Raw genomic sequence first — 17,627 nt, 5'->3', positions numbered from 1 at the left:
GATCATACGGTGCGTCTCGTCTCGTGTTCTGTGGTTATCCTGAACTCGTGGTGAACGATCATCGGAGCGGGCCCGTGCGCAGCACAGCGGCGCGCGAGGCCATCCTCGATGCCACGGCCCGGCTGTTCCACAATCAGGGCTACGACCGACTCACGATCGAGGGGATCGCGAAGGAGGCCGGCGTCGGCAAGCAGACCATCTACCGATGGTGGCCGTCGCGTGGCGCGCTGATCGGCGAATGCCTCGCCGAGGGGCGGCTGATCCCCGTCGACTTCGACGTCCCCGACACGGGAGACCTCGCCGCCGACGTCGAGACCTGGCTGCGCAGCGTGCTCTCGATCCTCGAGGCGCCGGAGGGCGGGGTGCTGCTGAGGTCGCTCGTCGCCGCGGCGACCGAGGATGCCGGTGTCGGAGCGCACCTCGGAGAAAGCCTCGGCGTCGAGAAGTACCTGACCGCGCGCATCCGCGGCGGCATCCGCGATGGCCAGCTCGTCGCCGACGCCCCCGTCGAACAGCTCGGACGCGCCATCCTCGGGGCGATCATCGTCGAATCGCTGGGGCGCGAACGCCACGACCCGGAGTCGATCGTGCAGCTGACCCGGTTCCTCTTCTCCCGCTAGGCCGTCGCCGGGTCGCCAGCGCGGACCCGGGTCAGACGATGAGGAGGCTCAGTACGGTCGCGCCGCCACCGCCGAGGATGAGCGCGACGATCACCGTCCACGCGACGAGGCGGATGCGGCGATTCCGACGCTCGCCCAGATCGCCGTAGTCCTCGCTCAGTTCGGCAGGGCCGCTCGCGTCGGGCCGCGCCCGCTCGGGGCGACCTGACGGGTCGGGCTGCCGGCTGAGCTCGCTCATGCGCCGACCGGCTCGGCGACCGTCGGGCCGAAGGCGGCGGGAAGGGTGGCCTGCGAGCGCTCGCGGATCTCGGTGACCGGAACGGTGAAGACGCCCTGCACCTCGAGCTTGGCGCCCTCGGTGTCGGTCACGCCGATGCGCATGACCGGGTATCCCCGGCCTTCGCACAGTCCGCGGAACTTGACGTCGTCTTCGCGCGGCACGGTCACGATGACGCGGCCGGTCGACTCCGAGAACAGGGCGGATGCGGCATCCACACCGTCGCGCTCGAGGATCTCGTTCAGCCACACGCGGGCTCCGACTCCGAAGCGAGAGACGCCCTCGGCGAGTGCCTGCGCGAGTCCACCCTCGGACAGGTCGTGCGCCGACGAGATCAGCCATTCGTCGCGAGCCGCCGCGAGCAGGCCGGCGAGGCGCTTCTCGCCTGCGAGATCGACCTTGGGCGGCAGTCCGCCGAGGTGCTGGTGCACGGTCTCGGCCCACGCCGACCCCGACAGCTCGGTCGAGGTGGTTCCGAGCAGGTAGATGTTCTGACCCTCGTCCTGCCACCCCGAGGGGATGCGGCGCGAGACGTCGTCGATGATTCCGAGAACGCCGACGAGCGGAGTCGGGTGGATCGGCACGTCGCCGGTCTGGTTGTAGAACGAGACATTGCCGCCGGTGACCGGGGTGCCGAGCTCGTAGCATCCGTCGGCCAGGCCGTCGACCGTCTGCCCGAACTGCCACATGACCTCGGGGTTCTCGGGGGATCCGAAGTTCAGGCAGTCGGTGATCGCGGTGGGCACGGCGCCGGTCACGGCGACGTTGCGGTATGCCTCGGCGAGGGCGAGCTGTGCGCCCGCGTACGGGTCGAGCTGTGAGTAGCGGCCGTTCGCGTCGGTCGAGATCGCGAAGCCCAGGCCCGACTCCTCGTCGACGCGGATCATGCCGGCGTCGTCGGGGAACGCGAGGGCCGTGTTGCCGAGCACGTAGTAGTCGTACTGGTTGGTGATCCAGCGGGTGTCGGCGAGGTTCGGCGAGGCGACGAGGTTCAGGAACTGCTCGCGCAGCACGTCGGGGTCGTTGGAGCGCGGAAGGTTCTCGGCGGCATCCGCCTGCAGCGCGTCGATCCACGTCGGGTACGCGACCGGGCGGTCGTAGACGGGGCCGTCGACCGCGACGGTCGAGGGGTCGACGTCGACGATGCGCTCACCCTGCCAGTCGATGATGAGGCGGCCGTCGCCGGTGACCTCGCCGAGCACGGAGGTCTCGACCTCCCACTTGTTCACCACGGCGAGGAACGCGTCGAGCTTCTCGGGCGCGACGATGGCCATCATGCGCTCCTGCGACTCCGACATCAGGATCTCTTCGGCCGTCAGCGACGGATCGCGCAGCAGCACGTTGTCGAGCGAGACCTTCATGCCGCTGTTGCCGTTGGCCGCGAGCTCGCTGGTGGCGCACGAGATGCCGGCGGCGCCGAGATCCTGGATCGCCTCGACGAGCTCGTCGCGGTACAGCTCGAGGCAGCACTCGATGAGCACCTTCTCGGCGAACGGGTCGCCGACCTGCACGGCGGGACGCTTGGTGGGGCCGCCGTCGGCGAACGTGTCGGAGGCCAGGATGCTGGCACCGCCGATGCCGTCGCCGCCCGTGCGGGCGCCGAACAGCACGACCTTGTTGCCCACGCCGGTGGCGTTGGCGAGCTTGAGGTCTTCGTGGCGCAGCACGCCGACCGCGAGCGCGTTGACGAGCGGGTTGGCCTGGTAGACGGCGTCGAAGACCGTCTCGCCGCCGATGTTCGGCAGGCCGAGGCAGTTGCCGTAGAAGCTGATGCCGCTGGTGACGCCGTGCACGACGCGGGCGGTGTCGGGGTGGTCGATCGCGCCGAAGCGCAGGGCGTCCATGACCGCGACCGGGCGTGCACCCATCGAGATGATGTCGCGGACGATGCCGCCGACGCCGGTCGCCGCGCCCTGGAACGGCTCGATGAAGGAGGGGTGGTTGTGCGACTCGGCCTTGAAGGTGACGGCCCAGCCCTCGCCGACGTCGATGACGCCCGCGTTCTGGCCCATGCCCACCATGAGGCGTTCCTTCATCTCGTCGGAGACCTTCTGGCCGAAGCGGCGCAGGTAGTTCTTCGACGACTTGTACGAGCAGTGCTCCGACCACATGACCGAGTACATGGCCAGTTCGCCGGAGGTGGGGCGACGACCGAGGATCTCACGGATCCTCGCGTACTCGTCGTCCTTGAGGCCCAGCGCTGCGTAGGGCTGCTCCTTCTCGGGAGTAGCGGTCGCGTTCTCGACGGAGTCGGGGACGTGCTTGTGGGCAGGTGCAGGGGCGGTGGTCACGCGCACTCCTAGATGAGGGGCCGGCGGGGCATGGCCAGTCTACCGGGGGATGCCGACACCGACGGTCGGCGGGGACGCGGCGGCGAAGCGGGCCGTGAGCGTGCGCGCAGCGTCGGCCAGGGCGGGCGGGCCGACGATCGTGAACGGGGCATCGAAGCGGGTCAGGGAGGCGAGGACGCTGACCCACGACCACGATCCGATGGTGACACGGCACGCGGTGGCACCGATGGGGGAGACCGTGCCGTCACGCCCGATCCAGTGGGCGACCTCGCTCGCCGGGAGGTCGATGACCACCTCGCCGATGCAGGGCCAGCGGTCGACGGCATCCGCCCCCTTCGCCCGTGCAGCGAGGTACGTCTGCGCGTCTGCGGCAGGGAGCTCGCGCGGGGTGAAGGGCAGACGCGTGGGCAGACGCGGCGACATGCGGTCGAGTCGGAACGTGCGCCAGTCGTCGGCATCGAGGTCCCAGGCGAGCAGATACCAGCGTCCCTCCCTGGCGACCACCGCGTGCGGCTCCGTGCGTCTGGCCGGGCGATCAGCGTCGCCGTAGTCGAAGCGCAGCACGTGGCGATCGAGCACGGCGGCACTGACCGCCTCGAGCACAGCGGGGTCGACCCGCGTCTCGTTCTCGACGCCCGTGAAGCGGATGCCGTCGATCCGATGCCGCAGCCGCGCCGGCATCACCTGGCGCACCGTCGCGAGTGCGCGAGCCGCGCCCTCGGCGATGTCGATGCCCGTGGCGGGGACGCTCTGCAGCGCGACCGCGATCGCGACGGCCTGGTCGTCGTCGAAGAGCAGGGGCGGCAGCTCGGAGCCGGCGTCCAATCGGTAGCCGCCGTCGGGACCTTTGCTCGCGCGGATCCGATATCCGAGCTCGCGCAAGCGGTCGACATCACGACGCACCGTTCGGGACGTGACCTCGAGTCGGTCCGCGAGCACGTGCCCTGGCCAGTCGCGCGGGGTCTGCAGCAGCGAGAGCAGCGCGAGCATGCGGGAGGAGCTGCCGGTCATGTTCTCATTCTGCGTCAAGAAGAGGACCGAAACCGTCCTCTTCTGGCGAGAGTGTGGCTCTCGACGGCGGATACGCTGCCGCGACGATCGAGGAGATCCCATGTCCATCGCAACCACCACCCACCTCAACTTCCGCGGCACGGCGCGGGCTGCGCTCGAGTTCTACCGGTCTGTCTTCAGTGGGGAGGTGACACTCGCGACCTACGGAGACGTCGGGATGCCGGCCGACGTGCCCGGTGCTGACAAGGTCGTGTTCGGACAGGTCGAGAACGCCGACGGGTTCCGGCTCATGGCGTACGACATCCCCGGAGCGGCGGAGGACACGGCCGCGACCGCCGGCACGACCACACGGGAGAACGGCGCGACCCTCACCGATCGCACGTTCTTCCAGTCGGTGCGGGCCGATTCGCTGGCCGAGCTGACCGGATACTGGGATGCGCTGGCAGACGGGGCCTCGATCATCGAACCGCTCGCGGCGTCACCATGGTCGCCCGGCTTCGGCATGCTGACGGATCGCTTCGGCGTGACCTGGGTGCTCGACGTGCGCGCGGAGTACGCGGGCTGAGCCGGACGCCGTTCACGATTCAGCATGAGATGCGGCCGAGCGGCCCGAGACTGCGGTGTCGAGGGGGAGCGAGCCCGCCCATGCTGAATCGTGAACGCGCGACCCGGGTCAGTTCCGGCCGGAGTCGCCGTTCTACTTGTCCGGCTTGTCTGTTTTGTCCGGTCTGTCGGCCTTGTCGGGGTTGTCGGCTTTGTCGGCCTTGCCCGAGTTTCCGGGGGTTCCGGAGTTTCCCGGGTTCCCCGAGTTCCCGGGGTTGCCCGAGTTCCCGGGGTTGCCCGAGTTCCCGGGGTTGCCCGAGTTGCCGGGGGTTCCGGAGTTCGCCGGCGTATCCGCGTCGGTGACCGTCTCGACGGGCGTGCTCTGCGGCTCGGCCTCAGCGGGTGTCGACGCCGTACGGACGACGGCCGTCGACGCCACGCGCCCGATGTCGGATGCCGGCGCGGTGAACGCCGCGAGCCCGACGACGAGCGCCCCGGCCGCGGCAACACCGGCAGCGCCGGCGATCACGCGGGTGCGGGTGCCGGTGCGGGCGCCGCGCGGCGTGCGGGCGCGAAGGGGAGCGTCCGCGCCGTCCGTCGCGGGGAACACGGCCGTGGCACCGGTCCGAGTCGCCCCGGCCGCTCCCGGATCCCGCGCCGGGCCCACCGCATCCGGCTCATGCGCCGTATCGGCCGCAACTTGCTCGCCTGCCGCGCCGACTGCGTCTGCCCCGCCGACTGCGTCTGCCCCGCCTGCCGCGCCGACTCCGCCTGCCGCACCGACCACACCGACTGCGCGGGCCTCACCGGCTGCACCGACTGCGCCGACCGCACCCCGTGCGGGGGCCGTTCCGGCGGCCGCGACGATCGATGCGGAACCCGCGGCGATCGCGGTCTCGCTCGTATCGGCGGCGTACCCCCGCACCAGGCCGCGCGCGACGCGGGCGACCTCGGCGGCGGCCGGGCGCTCCTGCGGGTCGAGGCGCGTCATCCGCGTGATCAGGTCGCGCCAGTCGTCGGGCACCGTCGCCGGGATGATCGGCGGGTGCGCGAGCCGGGCGATGGCCGCGGCGCGCCCCGACGCGAGCGAGGGGTATCCGGCCTCGCCGGTGAGGGCTTCGAGTGCGACCAGGCCGAGAGAGAACACGTCGACCGGCGTGCCGGGCTCCTGATCGCGGAGCTGCTCCGGGGCCATGTAGGTGAGCGTGCCGAGCACGATGCCGGGAGTGGTGAGCCGGGTGTCGTCGATGGCGCACGCGATGCCGAAGTCGGCGAGCTTCGCGACCACCGGTCGACCCGTGCGGTCGGAGGCGAGCAGCACGTTCGACGGCTTGACGTCGCGGTGGATGATCCCCGCCGCGTGCACGGCGGTCAGCCCCGCGGCGAGGTCGCGGGTGATCCGCGCGACGTCTGCGGGCGGCATCGGGCCGTCGGTCATGCGGTCGGCCAGCGTCGGCCCCTTCACGAACTCCATGACCAGGTACTGCGGCCGATTCGGGGTGAGCTGCGCGTCGTACAGCGTGACGAGCGAGGGATGGCTCAGCGAGGCGAGCAGCGTCTTCTCGGTGTGTGCGCGCTCGATCGAGGCGACGGGCCCCTGACCTTCGTGGATCATCTTGATCGCCACGGTGCGGCCGAGGTGGGTGTCTTCGGCGCGGTACACCGTCGCCATGCCGCCCTGTCCCACACGGTCGTGCAGAATGTAGCGTCCATCGAGCAGTGCCGCCGTGGGCGACATCACTTCCAGCGTCATCACGTGCTCCTTGCAGCTGCATCCGGGTCATGCAACGTCACACGGTATCGACGGCGGCGGGTGCTCGTCACAGGGGTTGACGCGGACGCCGATCGATGGATGCGGTCGCCTGAGCGGCGCACGGAGAGCGTGCCCGAACGTGTCAAGGGTCTCGGCCCCGGTCGCACTCTGACGTAGAAAAGAGGGAGATCGAAAGGTAGGGGCATGGCCGCAGGCGACATCGAGACCTTCCAGCGTGACGGGATCTGGTTCAACCGGATCGAGGGCGAAGCCCGCACGCTGGGTTCCAGCTTCGAGACCGAGGAGGAGGCGGTCCGGGTCGGCCGGGGTGCGGCCGCCGCACGCCAGGTTCAGCACGCGGTGCGTGCGGAAGAGGGCCCGTCGGATACCCGCAACCTGCACGATTGGCATCCGCGCGACCTCATGAACTGAGCGCGATCACCTGAGCGACGATCACCCGGTCGGAGGGCCGCACGGAATGTGATCAGGCGTGTCACGAGCCGACATCGGACTGGCCGGGAGCCCGCGGGCATCCGTACCCTGGAGACTCCGCCGTGAAGGAGTTCCGTGTCCGAGAGTCGCCGCACCGTCGTGAAGAGTCGTCGATCGCGCCGCGCGTGCGCGCCGCGATGTCGAGCTGAAGGCTGAGCGTCGAGCACCGTGAGCGACTCCGTGAACGCCGACCCCCATCCGTTCGACTCCCGCACGAGGTTCGATCTCGATCGACCCGAGAGCCGCAAGTGGAGTCTGCATCCCGGTCGCATCGGGGCCTGGGTCGCGGAGATGGACTTCGGTGTCGCGCCCGCGATCGCGGAGTCGCTGCACCGGGCGATCGACGAGGAGAACCTCGGGTATCTCTCGCCGCCGCTGGCCGCCAGGCTCGGCGAGGCGACGGCGGCATGGATGCACGACGAGTACGGCTGGAACATCGACCCCGACCGCGTGCATCCGGTCTCCGATGTCATGGCGGCCCTGCGCGTCGCCGTCGAGGAGTATGCGCCTGCCGGATCGGCGGTGATCGTGCCGACTCCGGCATATATGCCGTTTCTGACATATCTGCCGTCGATCGGTCATCCGGTGGTCGAGGTGCCCGGGATCGAGACGGTCGATGCGCAGGGGCGGGTGCGCTGGCAGCATGATCTGCAGCGCATCGACGAGGCCTTCGAGGCCGGTGCCCGCACGCTCGTGCTCTGCAATCCGCACAATCCCACCGGAACCGTGGTCGAGCGTGCGGAGCTCGAAGCTCTCGCCCAGATCGTGGAGCGGCACGGCGCACGCGTGTTCGCCGACGAGATCCACGCGCCGCTGCGCTTCGACGGCCGGCCGTTCACCCCGTACGCCTCGCTGTCGGACTCGACGGCGGCGCACACGATCACCGGAACGAGCGCATCGAAGGCCTGGAACCTCCCCGGGCTCAAGACCGCGCAGCTGATCGCCTCGAACGACGCCGACCAGCAGCTGTACAAGAGGTTCGGGTTCTCGGTGCAGCACGGCGCCGCGACGCTCGGAGTGGTGGCCTCGACTGCCGCCTACCGCGAGGGCAGGCCGTGGCTCGACGGGGTGCTGGAGTATCTCTCGCAGTCGCGTCGCGAGCTCGGGTCGCTCGTTGCCGAGCAGCTGCCCGGGGCGGTGTACCGCGAACCGGAGGCGACCTACATCGGCTGGATCGACACACGTGCGCTCGAGATCGACGGCTCGCCCGCCGCGTTCTTCCGGGACCAGGCGGGCGTCGTGCTGACCGACGGCCGCCTGCTCGGTCGGGGATACGAGGACCACGTCCGCGTGGTGTTCGCCACCCCTCGGCCGATCCTTCGCGAGGCCATCGCCGCGATGGGGGATGCGGTGCGCGACCGCTGAACCGGCTGGTCGGCCGCGGCGCGGCGCGGTGCGGGGTCGATTTCGCATCCGGGAGGCCTGTTTCGGGTGCAGAACTGACCCCGCTCGAATCGGCGGGCGCGCGCGGTGCGGCGGGCGGGCGGCTGGGCGGGCGCGGCGCGCTGCGGGGTCGATTTCGCATCCGGGAGGGCTGTTTCCGGTGCAGAGCTGACCCCGTCCGAATCGGGCGGGCGGACGCGGTGCGGCGGGCGGGCGGCTGGGCGCGGTGCGGGGTCGATTTCGCATCCGGGAGGGCTGTTTCCGGTGCAGAGCTGACCCCGTCCGAATCGGGTGGGCGGGCGCGGTGCGGCGGGCGGGCGAGCGGGTGCGGTGCGGGGTCGATTTCGCATCCGGGAGGGCTGTTTCCGGTGCAGAACTGACCCCGTCCGAATCGGGCGGGCGGACGCGGTGCGGCGGTCGGGCGGGCGGGCGCGGTGCGGGGTCGATTTCGCATCCGGGAGGGCTGTTTCCGGTGCAGAACTGACCCCGTCCGAATCGGGCGGGCGGGCGCGGTGCGGCGGTCGGGCGGCTGGGCGCGGTGCGGGGTCGATTTCGCATCCGGGAGGGCTGTTTCCGGTGCGGAACTGACCCCGTCCGAATCGGTGGGCGGGCGCGGTGCGGCGGTCGGGCGGCTGGGCGCGGTGCGGGGTCGATTTCGCATCCGGGAGGGCTGTTTCCGGTGCGGAACTGACCCCGCTCGAATTGGTGGGCGGGCGCGGCGCGGCGGGCGCGGTGCGGCGGGCGCGGTGCGGCGGCCAGGCGCCCGCGGCGGCTAGACGGAGACTGAGGCCCGCCCGGCCAGCGCCGCAGCGATGCGCTCGACGGCCTCGACCAGCAGGGGTCGGGGCAGCGCGAACACGAACCGCGTGTAGCCGATGGCCGCCTCGCCGCAGGCGGCTCCGTCGGTCATCGCGACGCCCGCGTGCTCGCGGAACCACTCGGCGAGATCGCCGGTCAGCCCCGTCTCGCGGAAGTCCAGCAGGGCGATGTAGCTGCCCTCCGGCACGATCATCCGCACGCCGGGGAGCTTCTCGTCGACGAGCTGCGCGAGCATCCGCCGGTTGCCGTCGAGGTACTGCACGACGTCGTCGAGCCACGGGGCGCCGGCGGTGTACGCCGCGATGTTCGCCACCACGCCCAGCGTCGAGGTGCCGTGCCCTGGCCAGAATCCGAGGCGCTCCCAGAGCTCGGCGTCGGCGTCGTTCGAGATGATCACCTGGGCGCACTTGAGCCCGGCGAGGTTCCACGCCTTCGACGCGGACGTCGCGGTGAAGGTATGGGCGGCCGCAGCATCCGACACCGAGGCGTAGGGGATGTGCTGAGCCGGGGCGTAGACGATGGGGGCGTGGATCTCGTCGGCGAACACGCGTCCGCCCGCCGCCGACACCGTCTCGGCGATGGCGAGCAGCTCGTCGCGGGTCGCGACGGTGCCGAGGGGGTTGTGCGGGTTGCAGAGCACGAGCATCTCGCCGCCGTCGCGGAATGCCTGGGCGACGGCATCCAGGTCCATGACCCAGCGTCCATCGACCTCGATGCTCGGCACCTCGATCACCCGGCGATCGTGCATCGGCGGCACGAAGAGGAACGGCATGTACGCGGGCGTCGGCACGATGACGGCCGACCCCGGAGAGGTGAAGTTCTCGATCGCCAGCTCGAACGCGGCGATCACGTCGGGCACATGGTGCACCCGGTCGGCGGGGATCTCCCACCCGTACGACTCTGCGTACCAGCGGGCGGTCGCGGCGGAGAGGTCCTTCGCGAGACGCTCGGGCAGATAGCCGGTCACGCCGACGTCGAGAGCATCCTTGACCGCGTCGGTGATGGCGGGGGCGAGACCGAAGTCCATCTCCGCGACGAACGCGCCGATCATGTCGGGAAAGGTCGTCCACTTCAGGCTGCCCGCGCTGTGCAGGTCGTCGCGAGTGATCCGGTCGAACGCGGGGGAGGTCATGGTCCAATCCTTCCACCCGCCGGCGACACCGGGCCCGGGTCGGCGACAGGCACGGCATCTGCCCGCGGGTCGCCGTTGAGCGTCATAGCCTCGCGTGCCAGGATTGCCCCGACCCGGCTCGCGGTACCGCGAGTCGGCGGCGACGAAGGGAACCTCATGCAGCTCGCGATGATCGGACTCGGCCGGATGGGCGCCAACATCGTGCGCCGTCTCATGCGCGACGGCCACGACTGCGTGGTCTACGACGTGAATGCGGATGCCGTGCAGGCCCTCGTCGCGGAGGGAGCGACGGGCGCCGACAGCATGGCTGACCTGGCGTCGAAGCTCGAAGCCCCCAGGGCGATCTGGATGATGGTGCCCGCCTCTCTCACCGGACAGGTCGCCGACGAGGTCGCGGCGGTGCTCGATGAGGGCGACATCCTCATCGACGGCGGCAACTCGAACTACCGCGACGACGTGCGGCGTGCTGCGGCACTGCGGGAGCGCGGCATCCACTACGTCGACGTCGGCACCAGCGGCGGAGTGTTCGGCCTCGACCGCGGATACTGCCTCATGGTCGGCGGGCCCGACGAGGCCGTGCAGCGCATCGAGCCGGTGCTGCGCACGATCGCCCCGGGCGTCGGCGAGATCGAGCGCACGCCCGGTCGCACCGGCGACCTCAGTCCCGAGGAGCAGGGATATCTGCACTGCGGCCCGTCGGGTGCGGGGCACTTCGTGAAGATGGTGCACAACGGCATCGAGTACGGCATCATGGCGTCGATCGCCGAGGGCCTCAACCTGCTGCACAACGCGGACGCCGGGGTGCGCGAGGCCGAGCACTCCGCCGAGATCGCCCCGCTCGAGGAGCCGGAGTTCTACCAGTTCCCCATCGACACGTCGAAGGTCGCCGAGCTGTGGCGCCGAGGATCCGTGATCTCGTCGTGGCTGCTCGACCTGACCGCGGCCGCGCTCGCCGAGAACCCGCAGCTCGACGGACTCGCCGGCCGGGTGTCGGACTCGGGCGAGGGCCGCTGGACCGTCAAGGCCGCCGTCGACGTCGGAGTTCCCGTGCCGGTGCTCGCCGCTTCGCTGTTCGAGCGCTTCGCGTCGCGCGGCGAAGACCACTTCGCGAACCAGGTGCTGTCGGCGATGCGTCTGCAGTTCGGCGGGCACCAGGAGCTGCCCGCCGGCGACGTGCTCGAGGCCGGTGCGCGCAAGGCGGAGTCCGACTGAGTCGAGTGGGCCTCGCTCGTCGTGCGAGGCCCCGCCCGTTGAGCGAGCGAAGCGAGACGAAACGCGCCCCGCCCACCCGCCCGTTGAGCGAGCGAAGCGAGACGAAACGCGCCCGCATCCGCACTCCTGGCGCATGTCCGTGCCCGACCCGCGAGCGCTATGGTGCAGGCATGGATGGCACACCGGATGCTGCGCGCGAGCGCACCGCGCAGGCTCGGACCGAGACGCGCGACGAACCTGCCCCGCCCCCGCTGAGCCGCAGGACGGTTCGCCGGCTGTCGTGGACGCTCGCCTGGAGCATCCCTCTGATCGCGTTGATCGTCGGCATCGCGCTGACGGTCACCGGGTCGATCGAGCAGCTGGAGCCGATGGGCGAGGGCAGCTACGAGGTCACGCTGCTCGCGGTCTGGCCCGCGGGTGTCGCGTTCCTCGCTTCGGGAGTGCTGGGGCTCACAGCCGCCGCCATCGCCACGGCGTTGGTGACCACGGTCCCCGCCCGTTGAGCGAGCGAAGCGAGACGAAACGCGCCCGCAGCATCTGACGCGCCGCTAGTCGCAGGCGATCCCGTCGCCGTCGCGGTCGAGGTCGTAGATATCGTTGCCGACGACCTGCACCGGACCCTGCACGTATGACGGTCCGTTCCCGCTGCCGCCTGCGCAGTCGACGTCGCTGTCGATCGGCACGCAGGCTCCGGCATAGTTCGGGTCGCATCCGCCGCCCTGCTGCACGAGCGGCACCGGAGCTGCGGGTGCAACGGGCGCGGGCGCCTTGCTCCCGATCGCCGTGACCTCCGCGACGGGCGCCACGGAGGTCGCTTCGCCGATGGCCTCACGCGAGACCTCCACGCCGTCGACCAGAGTCACTCGATACGTGACGACCTTCACGCCGTTCGCGCCGGCGGTGACCAGAGCAGTCGTGCCCTGGTCGCGCTGCGGGTCGTCGACGGTCGTGGCCTCGAACGGCACGGGGACCTCTTCGGTCACCGTCTCGAACGTGGTCGGAATCGGGGTGGGCGTGGGTGTCGAGCTCGGCACCGCGGCGACACTCTGCGGCGTGGATGACGGGGAGCTGCCGCCCGCAGTCACGGTGCCACCGCTGTTCGGGCTCGCGTTCGCGAGGCCGCCGCCGGTGAAGAGAAGTGCGGCCAGGCCGAGGGCCAGCAGGCCGGACGGCCGCGATCGAAGGCCGAGGGCGGGCAGAGGGCGTGAGAACAGCACGACCAGGCCCACCGCGATCACGGCGGTCGCGACGAGGAGGATCGCGATCGGCGACAGCCTGGCGAGGAGCCCACCGACGACGAGTGCGCCGACGATGATCCCCGCCGTGCGCCATCCGGTGCGACGCGCGCTCGGTGCGGAGGCCTCGGCTGCTGCGGCCGCTGCGGGAGCGGCGAACTGTGTCGTCGCGGCGGCAGCGGGCGACGGCGCGGTCGCGCCGGTCCATTTCTGGCCGTCCCACCAGCGCAGCTGATTGGGATTCTCCGGATCCGGATGCCAGGCGGCAGGTGGCTGTGACATGAGTGTTCCCCTCGACGATGAGGCGATGAATCGCCGGCGTTCCCCAGAGCGCCACTGCCTGTATATCGGTACGACGGCGCGCCCGACAACAGCCGAATCTGAAACGTGATGAATCGTGAATCAGCCCCGTTGCTAGCATCGGTGCTTCCTGCATCGCCGCATCGGAGGTCGGAAGTGAAGCGTTCTGTCGGCTGGTTCCTCGGATCCTTCATCCCCATGGTCGTGTCCGGGGCCGCGCTGATCCTGTTGGTGCCGAGCATCACCGATCCGGATTCGATGCTGCAACCGTGGATCCCGTCGGTGCTGGGCGCGGTCTTCGCGGCAAGCGCCTTCGTGGCCTGGAAGGTCCGCCCGGATTGGAAGCGCAACACTTCGACCTAGGCCTCGGGGCTAGTGCCGCGCCCGCTCAGCCACAGCAGTACTCTGATCCTCATCCCGCACCACCCGCGACCGCCCGCATCGAAGGAGATCGGCGAGATGAGACCACTGCGCTATTCCATCAACGTCACGCTCGACGGGTGCGTCCATCACGAGGCGGGGGTCGCCCCCGATGAGGAGCTGATGGGCTTCTGGGTCGCTGACATGCAGCGAGCGGATGCCGTCGTCTACGGCCGAACCACGTACGAGATGATGCAGTCGGCCTGGCGCCGCCCGGCATCCGGGGTGTGGCCCGACTGGATGGACGAGTGGGAGGTGCCGTTCGCCGACGCCCTCGATCGGATGCCGAAGCACGTCGTCTCGAGCACGCTGCCCTCCGTCGACTGGAACGCCGAACTCGTCACCGGTGATCTGGGCGAGGCCGTCCGGCGGTTGAAGGAGCAGCCGGGGCAGGGCCTGTCCGTCGGTGGCGTGACGCTGCCGTTGGCTCTCGCCGAGCTCGGCCTGATCGACGAATACACCTTCGTCGTGCATCCGCTCGTCGCCGGGCACGGGCCGCGGCTGCTCGACGGCTTGAGTGAGCGGCTGGCCCTGCGCCTGGTCGATCGGCGGGAGTTCGCGTCGGGTGCGGTCGCGCAGATCTATCGTCCCGCGTGAGTCCCCGGTCGTCGGGAGAGGTCCGCGAGGCGGCCCGACTCGTCGCGCGGGGAGTTCCACAGGCCGTCGTAGTATGCATTCTTCCGTGCTGTAAACCAGATATTGACAGGTAATGCCACGTGAAGGCATCCTTGACGTATGACTGATTCACGGGCTTCGTTCTCCATCGCCGCTGCCGCGCTCGCTCGTGCGCAGGCGGTGGCTGGGCTCCTGCACTCGCGGGAGAGCAGAGCGACGGCGATGCGCCTGGTCGGTGCGGCTGCCGGGTTGAAGGCAGAAGCGGATCGGCTCCTGGCGACGAGTGTCGAGGACGCGCGTCGTGCGGGCGCGACATGGCAGGAAGTGGGAGACACATTGAATATTTCTCGACAGGCCGCGTACCAGCGATTCGGGCAGGCGCTCGATCCGCGCACCGGCAAGGCTGTGGCGAAGGACGTGCCAGCTGCAGCGATCGATCGCGCCATCGCGGTCTTCGCGCAGTTGTCGGCCGGCGATCCGGCGGCGGTGGTCGCCGACTTCGACGACCAGATGACGTCGGCGATGACCTCGGAGGCGCTCGGCGACACATGGGCGAGCGTCCTGGCGGCGGTCGGGTCTCTCGAGAAGACCGGCGAGCCCGCCTCGCACCGGGTGAGCGGACTGGTCGTGATCGACGTCCCGCTGACCTTCGAGGCCGGGGAGATGATCGGCAAGGTCAGCATCCGCGATGACGGCCGGATCGCGGGTCTCTTCATCCTGAACGCGCCGGAATCGTCGGCAGGAGGGAGCGCCTGATGCGCTCGCAGGTCGGCGGGAGGAGTCTGATCCTCTTCCTCCTGGTGTCGTTCGTCGGCGCGTGGGTCATCGCGCTGCCGTTGTACTTCACCGGCGGTCTCGCGAGTCCGCTGGCGCCATTCCTGATCGTGGGAGTGATGTTCGCTCCCGCTCTCGGAGTGCTCGCGGCATGGGGTGCGCAGAAACCTCGCCCGGGGGAGCGGTGGCGTGCGCTGGGCGTGACATCGCCGCGTCCGGTGTCGCGTCCGATCTGGTTCAGTGTGCTCGGACTGTTCCTCGGGTCGGCGATCGTCATCGCGGGAGTCTTCCTGGCAGCTGCCCTCGGACTGATCGAACTCGACCTCGTCGAGTTCAGCGGATACGTGGAGTCGGTCCGTGCGCTGGGCGTCTCCGACCTCGCGATCCCCGGTGCCGTGGTGGTGCTCATGCAGCTCGCCGCAATCCCGGTCAACGCGGTGGTCAGCGCACCGTTCGCGTTCGCCGAAGAGGTCGGATGGCGAGGGTGGCTCCTCCCCCGCCTCCTCCCCCTGGGGGTGTGGCCCGCGCTCGTGCTCAGCGGCGCGATCTGGGGTCTCTGGCACGCTCCGCTCATACTCCTCGGGTACAACTTCGGCCGCCCCGATCTTCTCGGCCTCGGCATGATGGTGCTGGCGTGTGTGCTCTTCGGGATCATCCTCGGGTGGCTCCGTCTCCGATCGACATCGATCTGGCCCGCGGTCATCGCCCACTCCGCGTTCAACGCGACTGCGTCATTCGCGACTCTCGTCGCAGCGGCCGGTCAGCAGGTCGACCTTCTGGCCATCTCTCCGCTGGGATGGGTGACCTGTCTGATCATGATCGCCGTCATCGGAGTCCTCGTTCTGACAAAGCGACTGCGAAAGGAAAACTTGACAGCGCAAAACCCGCATGACAGGCTCGAAGAGCGCCAGGACCTGTCAGAGGTTCGCGACGACGCATCACGCACGGGGGGCCATACATGACGACGAACACGCAGGATCGCATCGACGCACGCACACGCTCGGGCGTCGACATGCGCGTCTGGTGGATGGTTCTTCTGCCGATCGCCGGTGCGCTGATCGGTGCCGTCGCGATCACCGCGCTCTGGGCTCCGCGCCTGCCGGCCGAGATCGCGAACCAGTGGGCCGCCGGACAGGTGACCACTGTGCGCAGCCTGATTGCGACGATCGCGATCGTCGCGGGTCCCGCGGCAGTGGGGTGGACGGTCCTCGCTGGCTACCTGGTCTTCGGCGAGACGAGGTCCGCGTGGACGCGTCGAACCACGACCGGCGCGATCAGCGCCATCACCGTCACCGTGTCGCTCGCGCTGCCGATCATCGTGGCACCGTCGTTGACCGTGGTCGATCCGTGGCTGGCGGCAGACCCCGGCATCCTGCCCTTCCTCGTCGCTGCGGGTGTCGGCCTGGCGGTGGGCATCAGCTCGGGGATCGCCGTCCGCGGTGACGTGACCCCTTCTGAGGCCGCCTCCCGGCCGACGCGACAGGAGGAGGATGCGCCCACGCGCTGGGAACGGAGATTCGTCTCTCCTGCGGCTTTGGCGCTGCTCGCATCCGGCATCGTGCTCGTCGTGCTCGCCGCGACCGGCCTGCTGTGGTGGGGCGCAGGGATCGCCGGCGGAGTGATCGGTCTCGTGGGACTCTGCGCGACGCGATGGCGGGTGACGATCGTCGGAGATGCCGTCGTGTCCACACCGGTGATGGGACCGGGCCGGATCCGCATCGATCGCGTCACGCGAGCCCACGCCGAGACCGCGCGTAGCCCTCTTGGACCGCTCGGGTGGGGAGTGCGTCTCGACGCGCCCGGCCGAGTCGCGCTCGCTCTCGGTGCCGCCAGCTCTCTGCACGTCTCGGACGACGTCGGTCGTTCCTTCGAGATCGCGATGCCCGACGCCGACCGCGCCGCCGCGATACTCAACGAGTCTCTATAGCGCTGAGGCTTCGATGACCGAAGTCTCAGCAGCCTCCTCCCGCCGCGCGGGATGACTTACGCCGCTCGTGCGGCTCTCGACCACTCGACCCCGCACGGGACAGTCGAGTGCGCCAAAAAACACAAATCGGAGGATGCTCTTGGCAATCACATTGAAGAAGCGCACGACCGCCGCGATCGGAGTGGCTGCGGCCGTCGCCCTGGGCGCGGCAGTTGTGACCCCGCCCGCCATCGCCGCTGAGATCGCACCGGCGTCGGAGGGCGTCACTGCGACCGACAGCGGACGCGACCTGTTCAGCGCCATGTACTTCGGTGTCGGCGACATGGCTGCGCAGTTCGACGCAGATCTCGGCGACCCGGCGTACTCGGCTTTCCGCGAGAGCGTCGGCGAGCTCGGGCCGGATCTCGCAAAGGTCGAGGGGGTGCTCGATGCCCTCGAGGCGAAGGATGCAGACGTCTTCGCGGACTTCCACACCGAGATGACGTCAGGTGATGTCCTCCGAGTCGAGGCGGAGTTCGTCGACGCGGCCGAGGCACTGAGCACCGTTTCAGACGAGCTGAACTTTGCGGACGAGTCAGAGGGCGCCCGCGTCGCGCCCGGTGACGTCACGCCCATGGCGGTCGTTCCGGTCTTCGTCGTCTGGGTCGCCGTCGCGGAAGCGGCCGGAGCCGTGCACGCTCTCACCCTCGCGGTGCAGATGAACCTGGCCTGGACGGAGAACGTCGCGTGGTCGGCGGCCGGCTCGACCGGACTCGAGACCGAGAAGGGCATCGTCGGACTCACCGAGACGCTCGACGCGTACTGATACACAGCAGATCGCTTG

The 17,627-nt window shown here is 69.9% G+C and carries 18 protein-coding genes; 12 read left to right on the top strand and 6 right to left on the bottom strand.

The window, feature by feature from the left end; all coding sequences use genetic code 11:
• The first annotated feature begins 47 nt into the window (after positions 1–47).
• Positions 48–620, top strand: a complete 573-nt coding sequence (locus FQ142_RS00615) for a TetR/AcrR family transcriptional regulator (RefSeq protein ID WP_149421811.1) — start codon at positions 48–50, stop codon at positions 618–620.
• A 31-nt stretch (positions 621–651) separates the two neighbouring features.
• Here FQ142_RS00615 and FQ142_RS00610 read toward each other — a convergent pair whose 3' ends face one another.
• From FQ142_RS00610 to FQ142_RS00600, 3 genes are read right to left on the bottom strand one after another with little or no spacing between them, the layout of a single operon-like run.
• Complete coding sequence (locus tag FQ142_RS00610) at positions 652–858, bottom strand: hypothetical protein (RefSeq protein WP_149421810.1); 207 nt, start codon at positions 856–858, stop codon at positions 652–654.
• Positions 855–3,188 carry a phosphoribosylformylglycinamidine synthase subunit PurL gene (purL, locus tag FQ142_RS00605; RefSeq protein ID WP_149421809.1) on the bottom strand — a complete coding sequence of 778 codons (2,334 nt, stop codon included), beginning with the start codon at positions 3,186–3,188 and terminating at the stop codon, positions 855–857. The genes FQ142_RS00610 and purL overlap by 4 nt, the downstream gene beginning before the upstream one ends.
• Positions 3,189–3,227: 39 nt before the next feature.
• On the bottom strand, positions 3,228–4,199 hold the full coding sequence (locus FQ142_RS00600) for a helix-turn-helix transcriptional regulator (protein WP_149421808.1): 972 nt from the start codon (positions 4,197–4,199) through the stop codon (positions 3,228–3,230).
• Between the two features lie 100 nt (positions 4,200–4,299).
• Between FQ142_RS00600 and FQ142_RS00595 the strand changes: the two genes are divergently transcribed.
• Positions 4,300–4,764 (top strand): VOC family protein, encoded by a 465-nt coding sequence (locus FQ142_RS00595; RefSeq protein WP_149421807.1) that lies wholly within the window; start codon positions 4,300–4,302, stop codon positions 4,762–4,764.
• Positions 4,765–4,896: 132 nt separating this feature from the next.
• Here FQ142_RS00595 and FQ142_RS00590 read toward each other — a convergent pair whose 3' ends face one another.
• Complete coding sequence (locus FQ142_RS00590; protein ID WP_149421806.1) at positions 4,897–6,495, bottom strand: serine/threonine-protein kinase; 1,599 nt, start codon at positions 6,493–6,495, stop codon at positions 4,897–4,899.
• Positions 6,496–6,699: 204 nt separating this feature from the next.
• Here FQ142_RS00590 and FQ142_RS00585 point away from each other — a divergent pair, with 204 nt between their 5' ends.
• Entirely contained in the window at positions 6,700–6,927 is a 228-nt protein-coding gene (locus FQ142_RS00585) for a DUF2188 domain-containing protein (protein WP_149421805.1), read from the top strand.
• Positions 6,928–7,155: 228 nt separating this feature from the next.
• The gene (locus tag FQ142_RS00580) at positions 7,156–8,352 is read left to right on the top strand and encodes a MalY/PatB family protein (RefSeq protein WP_262492007.1); all 1,197 of its coding nucleotides are present in this window, start codon (positions 7,156–7,158) and stop codon (positions 8,350–8,352) included.
• A gap of 790 nt (positions 8,353–9,142) precedes the next feature.
• Here FQ142_RS00580 and FQ142_RS00575 read toward each other — a convergent pair.
• On the bottom strand, positions 9,143–10,321 hold the full coding sequence (locus FQ142_RS00575) for a MalY/PatB family protein (protein ID WP_149421804.1): 1,179 nt from the start codon (positions 10,319–10,321) through the stop codon (positions 9,143–9,145).
• Positions 10,322–10,477: 156 nt separating this feature from the next.
• Between FQ142_RS00575 and gnd the strand changes: the two genes are divergently transcribed.
• Together gnd and FQ142_RS00565 are read left to right on the top strand one after the other, a co-directional pair.
• A complete protein-coding gene (gene gnd / locus FQ142_RS00570) occupies positions 10,478–11,533 on the top strand; it encodes a phosphogluconate dehydrogenase (NAD(+)-dependent, decarboxylating) (protein ID WP_149421803.1) in 1,056 nt (351 codons plus the stop codon).
• A 170-nt stretch (positions 11,534–11,703) separates the two neighbouring features.
• Positions 11,704–12,036: a hypothetical protein gene (locus tag FQ142_RS00565; protein WP_149421802.1), complete on the top strand. Its 333-nt coding sequence runs from the start codon at positions 11,704–11,706 to the stop codon at positions 12,034–12,036.
• A gap of 45 nt (positions 12,037–12,081) precedes the next feature.
• Here the strand turns inward: FQ142_RS00565 and FQ142_RS00560 are convergent, their stop codons facing one another.
• Positions 12,082–13,050: a G5 domain-containing protein gene (locus tag FQ142_RS00560; RefSeq protein ID WP_149421801.1), complete on the bottom strand. Its 969-nt coding sequence runs from the start codon at positions 13,048–13,050 to the stop codon at positions 12,082–12,084.
• A 174-nt stretch (positions 13,051–13,224) separates the two neighbouring features.
• Between FQ142_RS00560 and FQ142_RS00555 the strand changes: the two genes are divergently transcribed.
• The 6 genes from FQ142_RS00555 (at position 13,225) to FQ142_RS00530 (ending at position 17,609) form a co-directional block, all read left to right on the top strand.
• Entirely contained in the window at positions 13,225–13,431 is a 207-nt protein-coding gene (locus FQ142_RS00555; protein ID WP_149421800.1) for a hypothetical protein, read from the top strand.
• A 96-nt stretch (positions 13,432–13,527) separates the two neighbouring features.
• Entirely contained in the window at positions 13,528–14,085 is a 558-nt protein-coding gene (locus FQ142_RS00550; RefSeq protein WP_149421799.1) for a dihydrofolate reductase family protein, read from the top strand.
• Positions 14,086–14,223: 138 nt separating this feature from the next.
• On the top strand, positions 14,224–14,859 hold the full coding sequence (locus FQ142_RS00545; RefSeq protein ID WP_056414053.1) for a DUF3887 domain-containing protein: 636 nt from the start codon (positions 14,224–14,226) through the stop codon (positions 14,857–14,859).
• Positions 14,859–15,839, top strand: a complete 981-nt coding sequence (locus FQ142_RS00540; protein WP_052677591.1) for a CPBP family intramembrane glutamic endopeptidase — start codon at positions 14,859–14,861, stop codon at positions 15,837–15,839. The genes FQ142_RS00545 and FQ142_RS00540 overlap by 1 nt, the downstream gene beginning before the upstream one ends.
• Positions 15,836–16,804 (top strand): hypothetical protein, encoded by a 969-nt coding sequence (locus FQ142_RS00535; protein ID WP_045252789.1) that lies wholly within the window; start codon positions 15,836–15,838, stop codon positions 16,802–16,804. Before FQ142_RS00540 ends, FQ142_RS00535 begins: the two co-directional genes overlap by 4 nt.
• Positions 16,805–16,943: 139 nt before the next feature.
• Positions 16,944–17,609: a hypothetical protein gene (locus tag FQ142_RS00530; RefSeq protein ID WP_149421798.1), complete on the top strand. Its 666-nt coding sequence runs from the start codon at positions 16,944–16,946 to the stop codon at positions 17,607–17,609.
• The last annotated feature ends 18 nt before the right edge of the window (positions 17,610–17,627 follow it).

This window comes from Microbacterium sp. ANT_H45B (assembly GCF_008369345.1).
Taxonomy (GTDB): Bacteria; Actinomycetota; Actinomycetes; order Actinomycetales; family Microbacteriaceae; genus Microbacterium.
This window is presented reverse-complemented; position numbering and strand designations above follow the sequence as displayed.

What these genes read in the sequence shown, in the direction of transcription:
- FQ142_RS00610 (WP_149421810.1), bottom strand. Translation starts at nt 858, where the DNA reads ATGAGCGAGCTCAGCCGGCAGCCCGACCCGTCAGGTCGCCCCGAGCGG.
- FQ142_RS00600 (WP_149421808.1), bottom strand. Translation starts at nt 4,199, where the DNA reads ATGACCGGCAGCTCCTCCCGCATGCTCGCGCTGCTCTCGCTGCTGCAG.
- FQ142_RS00595 (WP_149421807.1), top strand. Translation starts at nt 4,300, where the DNA reads ATGTCCATCGCAACCACCACCCACCTCAACTTCCGCGGCACGGCGCGG.
- FQ142_RS00590 (WP_149421806.1), bottom strand. Translation starts at nt 6,495, where the DNA reads ATGACGCTGGAAGTGATGTCGCCCACGGCGGCACTGCTCGATGGACGC.
- FQ142_RS00585 (WP_149421805.1), top strand. Translation starts at nt 6,700, where the DNA reads ATGGCCGCAGGCGACATCGAGACCTTCCAGCGTGACGGGATCTGGTTC.
- FQ142_RS00575 (WP_149421804.1), bottom strand. Translation starts at nt 10,321, where the DNA reads ATGACCTCCCCCGCGTTCGACCGGATCACTCGCGACGACCTGCACAGC.
- gnd (WP_149421803.1), top strand. Translation starts at nt 10,478, where the DNA reads ATGCAGCTCGCGATGATCGGACTCGGCCGGATGGGCGCCAACATCGTG.
- FQ142_RS00565 (WP_149421802.1), top strand. Translation starts at nt 11,704, where the DNA reads ATGGATGGCACACCGGATGCTGCGCGCGAGCGCACCGCGCAGGCTCGG.
- FQ142_RS00560 (WP_149421801.1), bottom strand. Translation starts at nt 13,050, where the DNA reads ATGTCACAGCCACCTGCCGCCTGGCATCCGGATCCGGAGAATCCCAAT.
- FQ142_RS00550 (WP_149421799.1), top strand. Translation starts at nt 13,528, where the DNA reads ATGAGACCACTGCGCTATTCCATCAACGTCACGCTCGACGGGTGCGTC.
- FQ142_RS00545 (WP_056414053.1), top strand. Translation starts at nt 14,224, where the DNA reads ATGACTGATTCACGGGCTTCGTTCTCCATCGCCGCTGCCGCGCTCGCT.
- FQ142_RS00540 (WP_052677591.1), top strand. Translation starts at nt 14,859, where the DNA reads ATGCGCTCGCAGGTCGGCGGGAGGAGTCTGATCCTCTTCCTCCTGGTG.
- FQ142_RS00535 (WP_045252789.1), top strand. Translation starts at nt 15,836, where the DNA reads ATGACGACGAACACGCAGGATCGCATCGACGCACGCACACGCTCGGGC.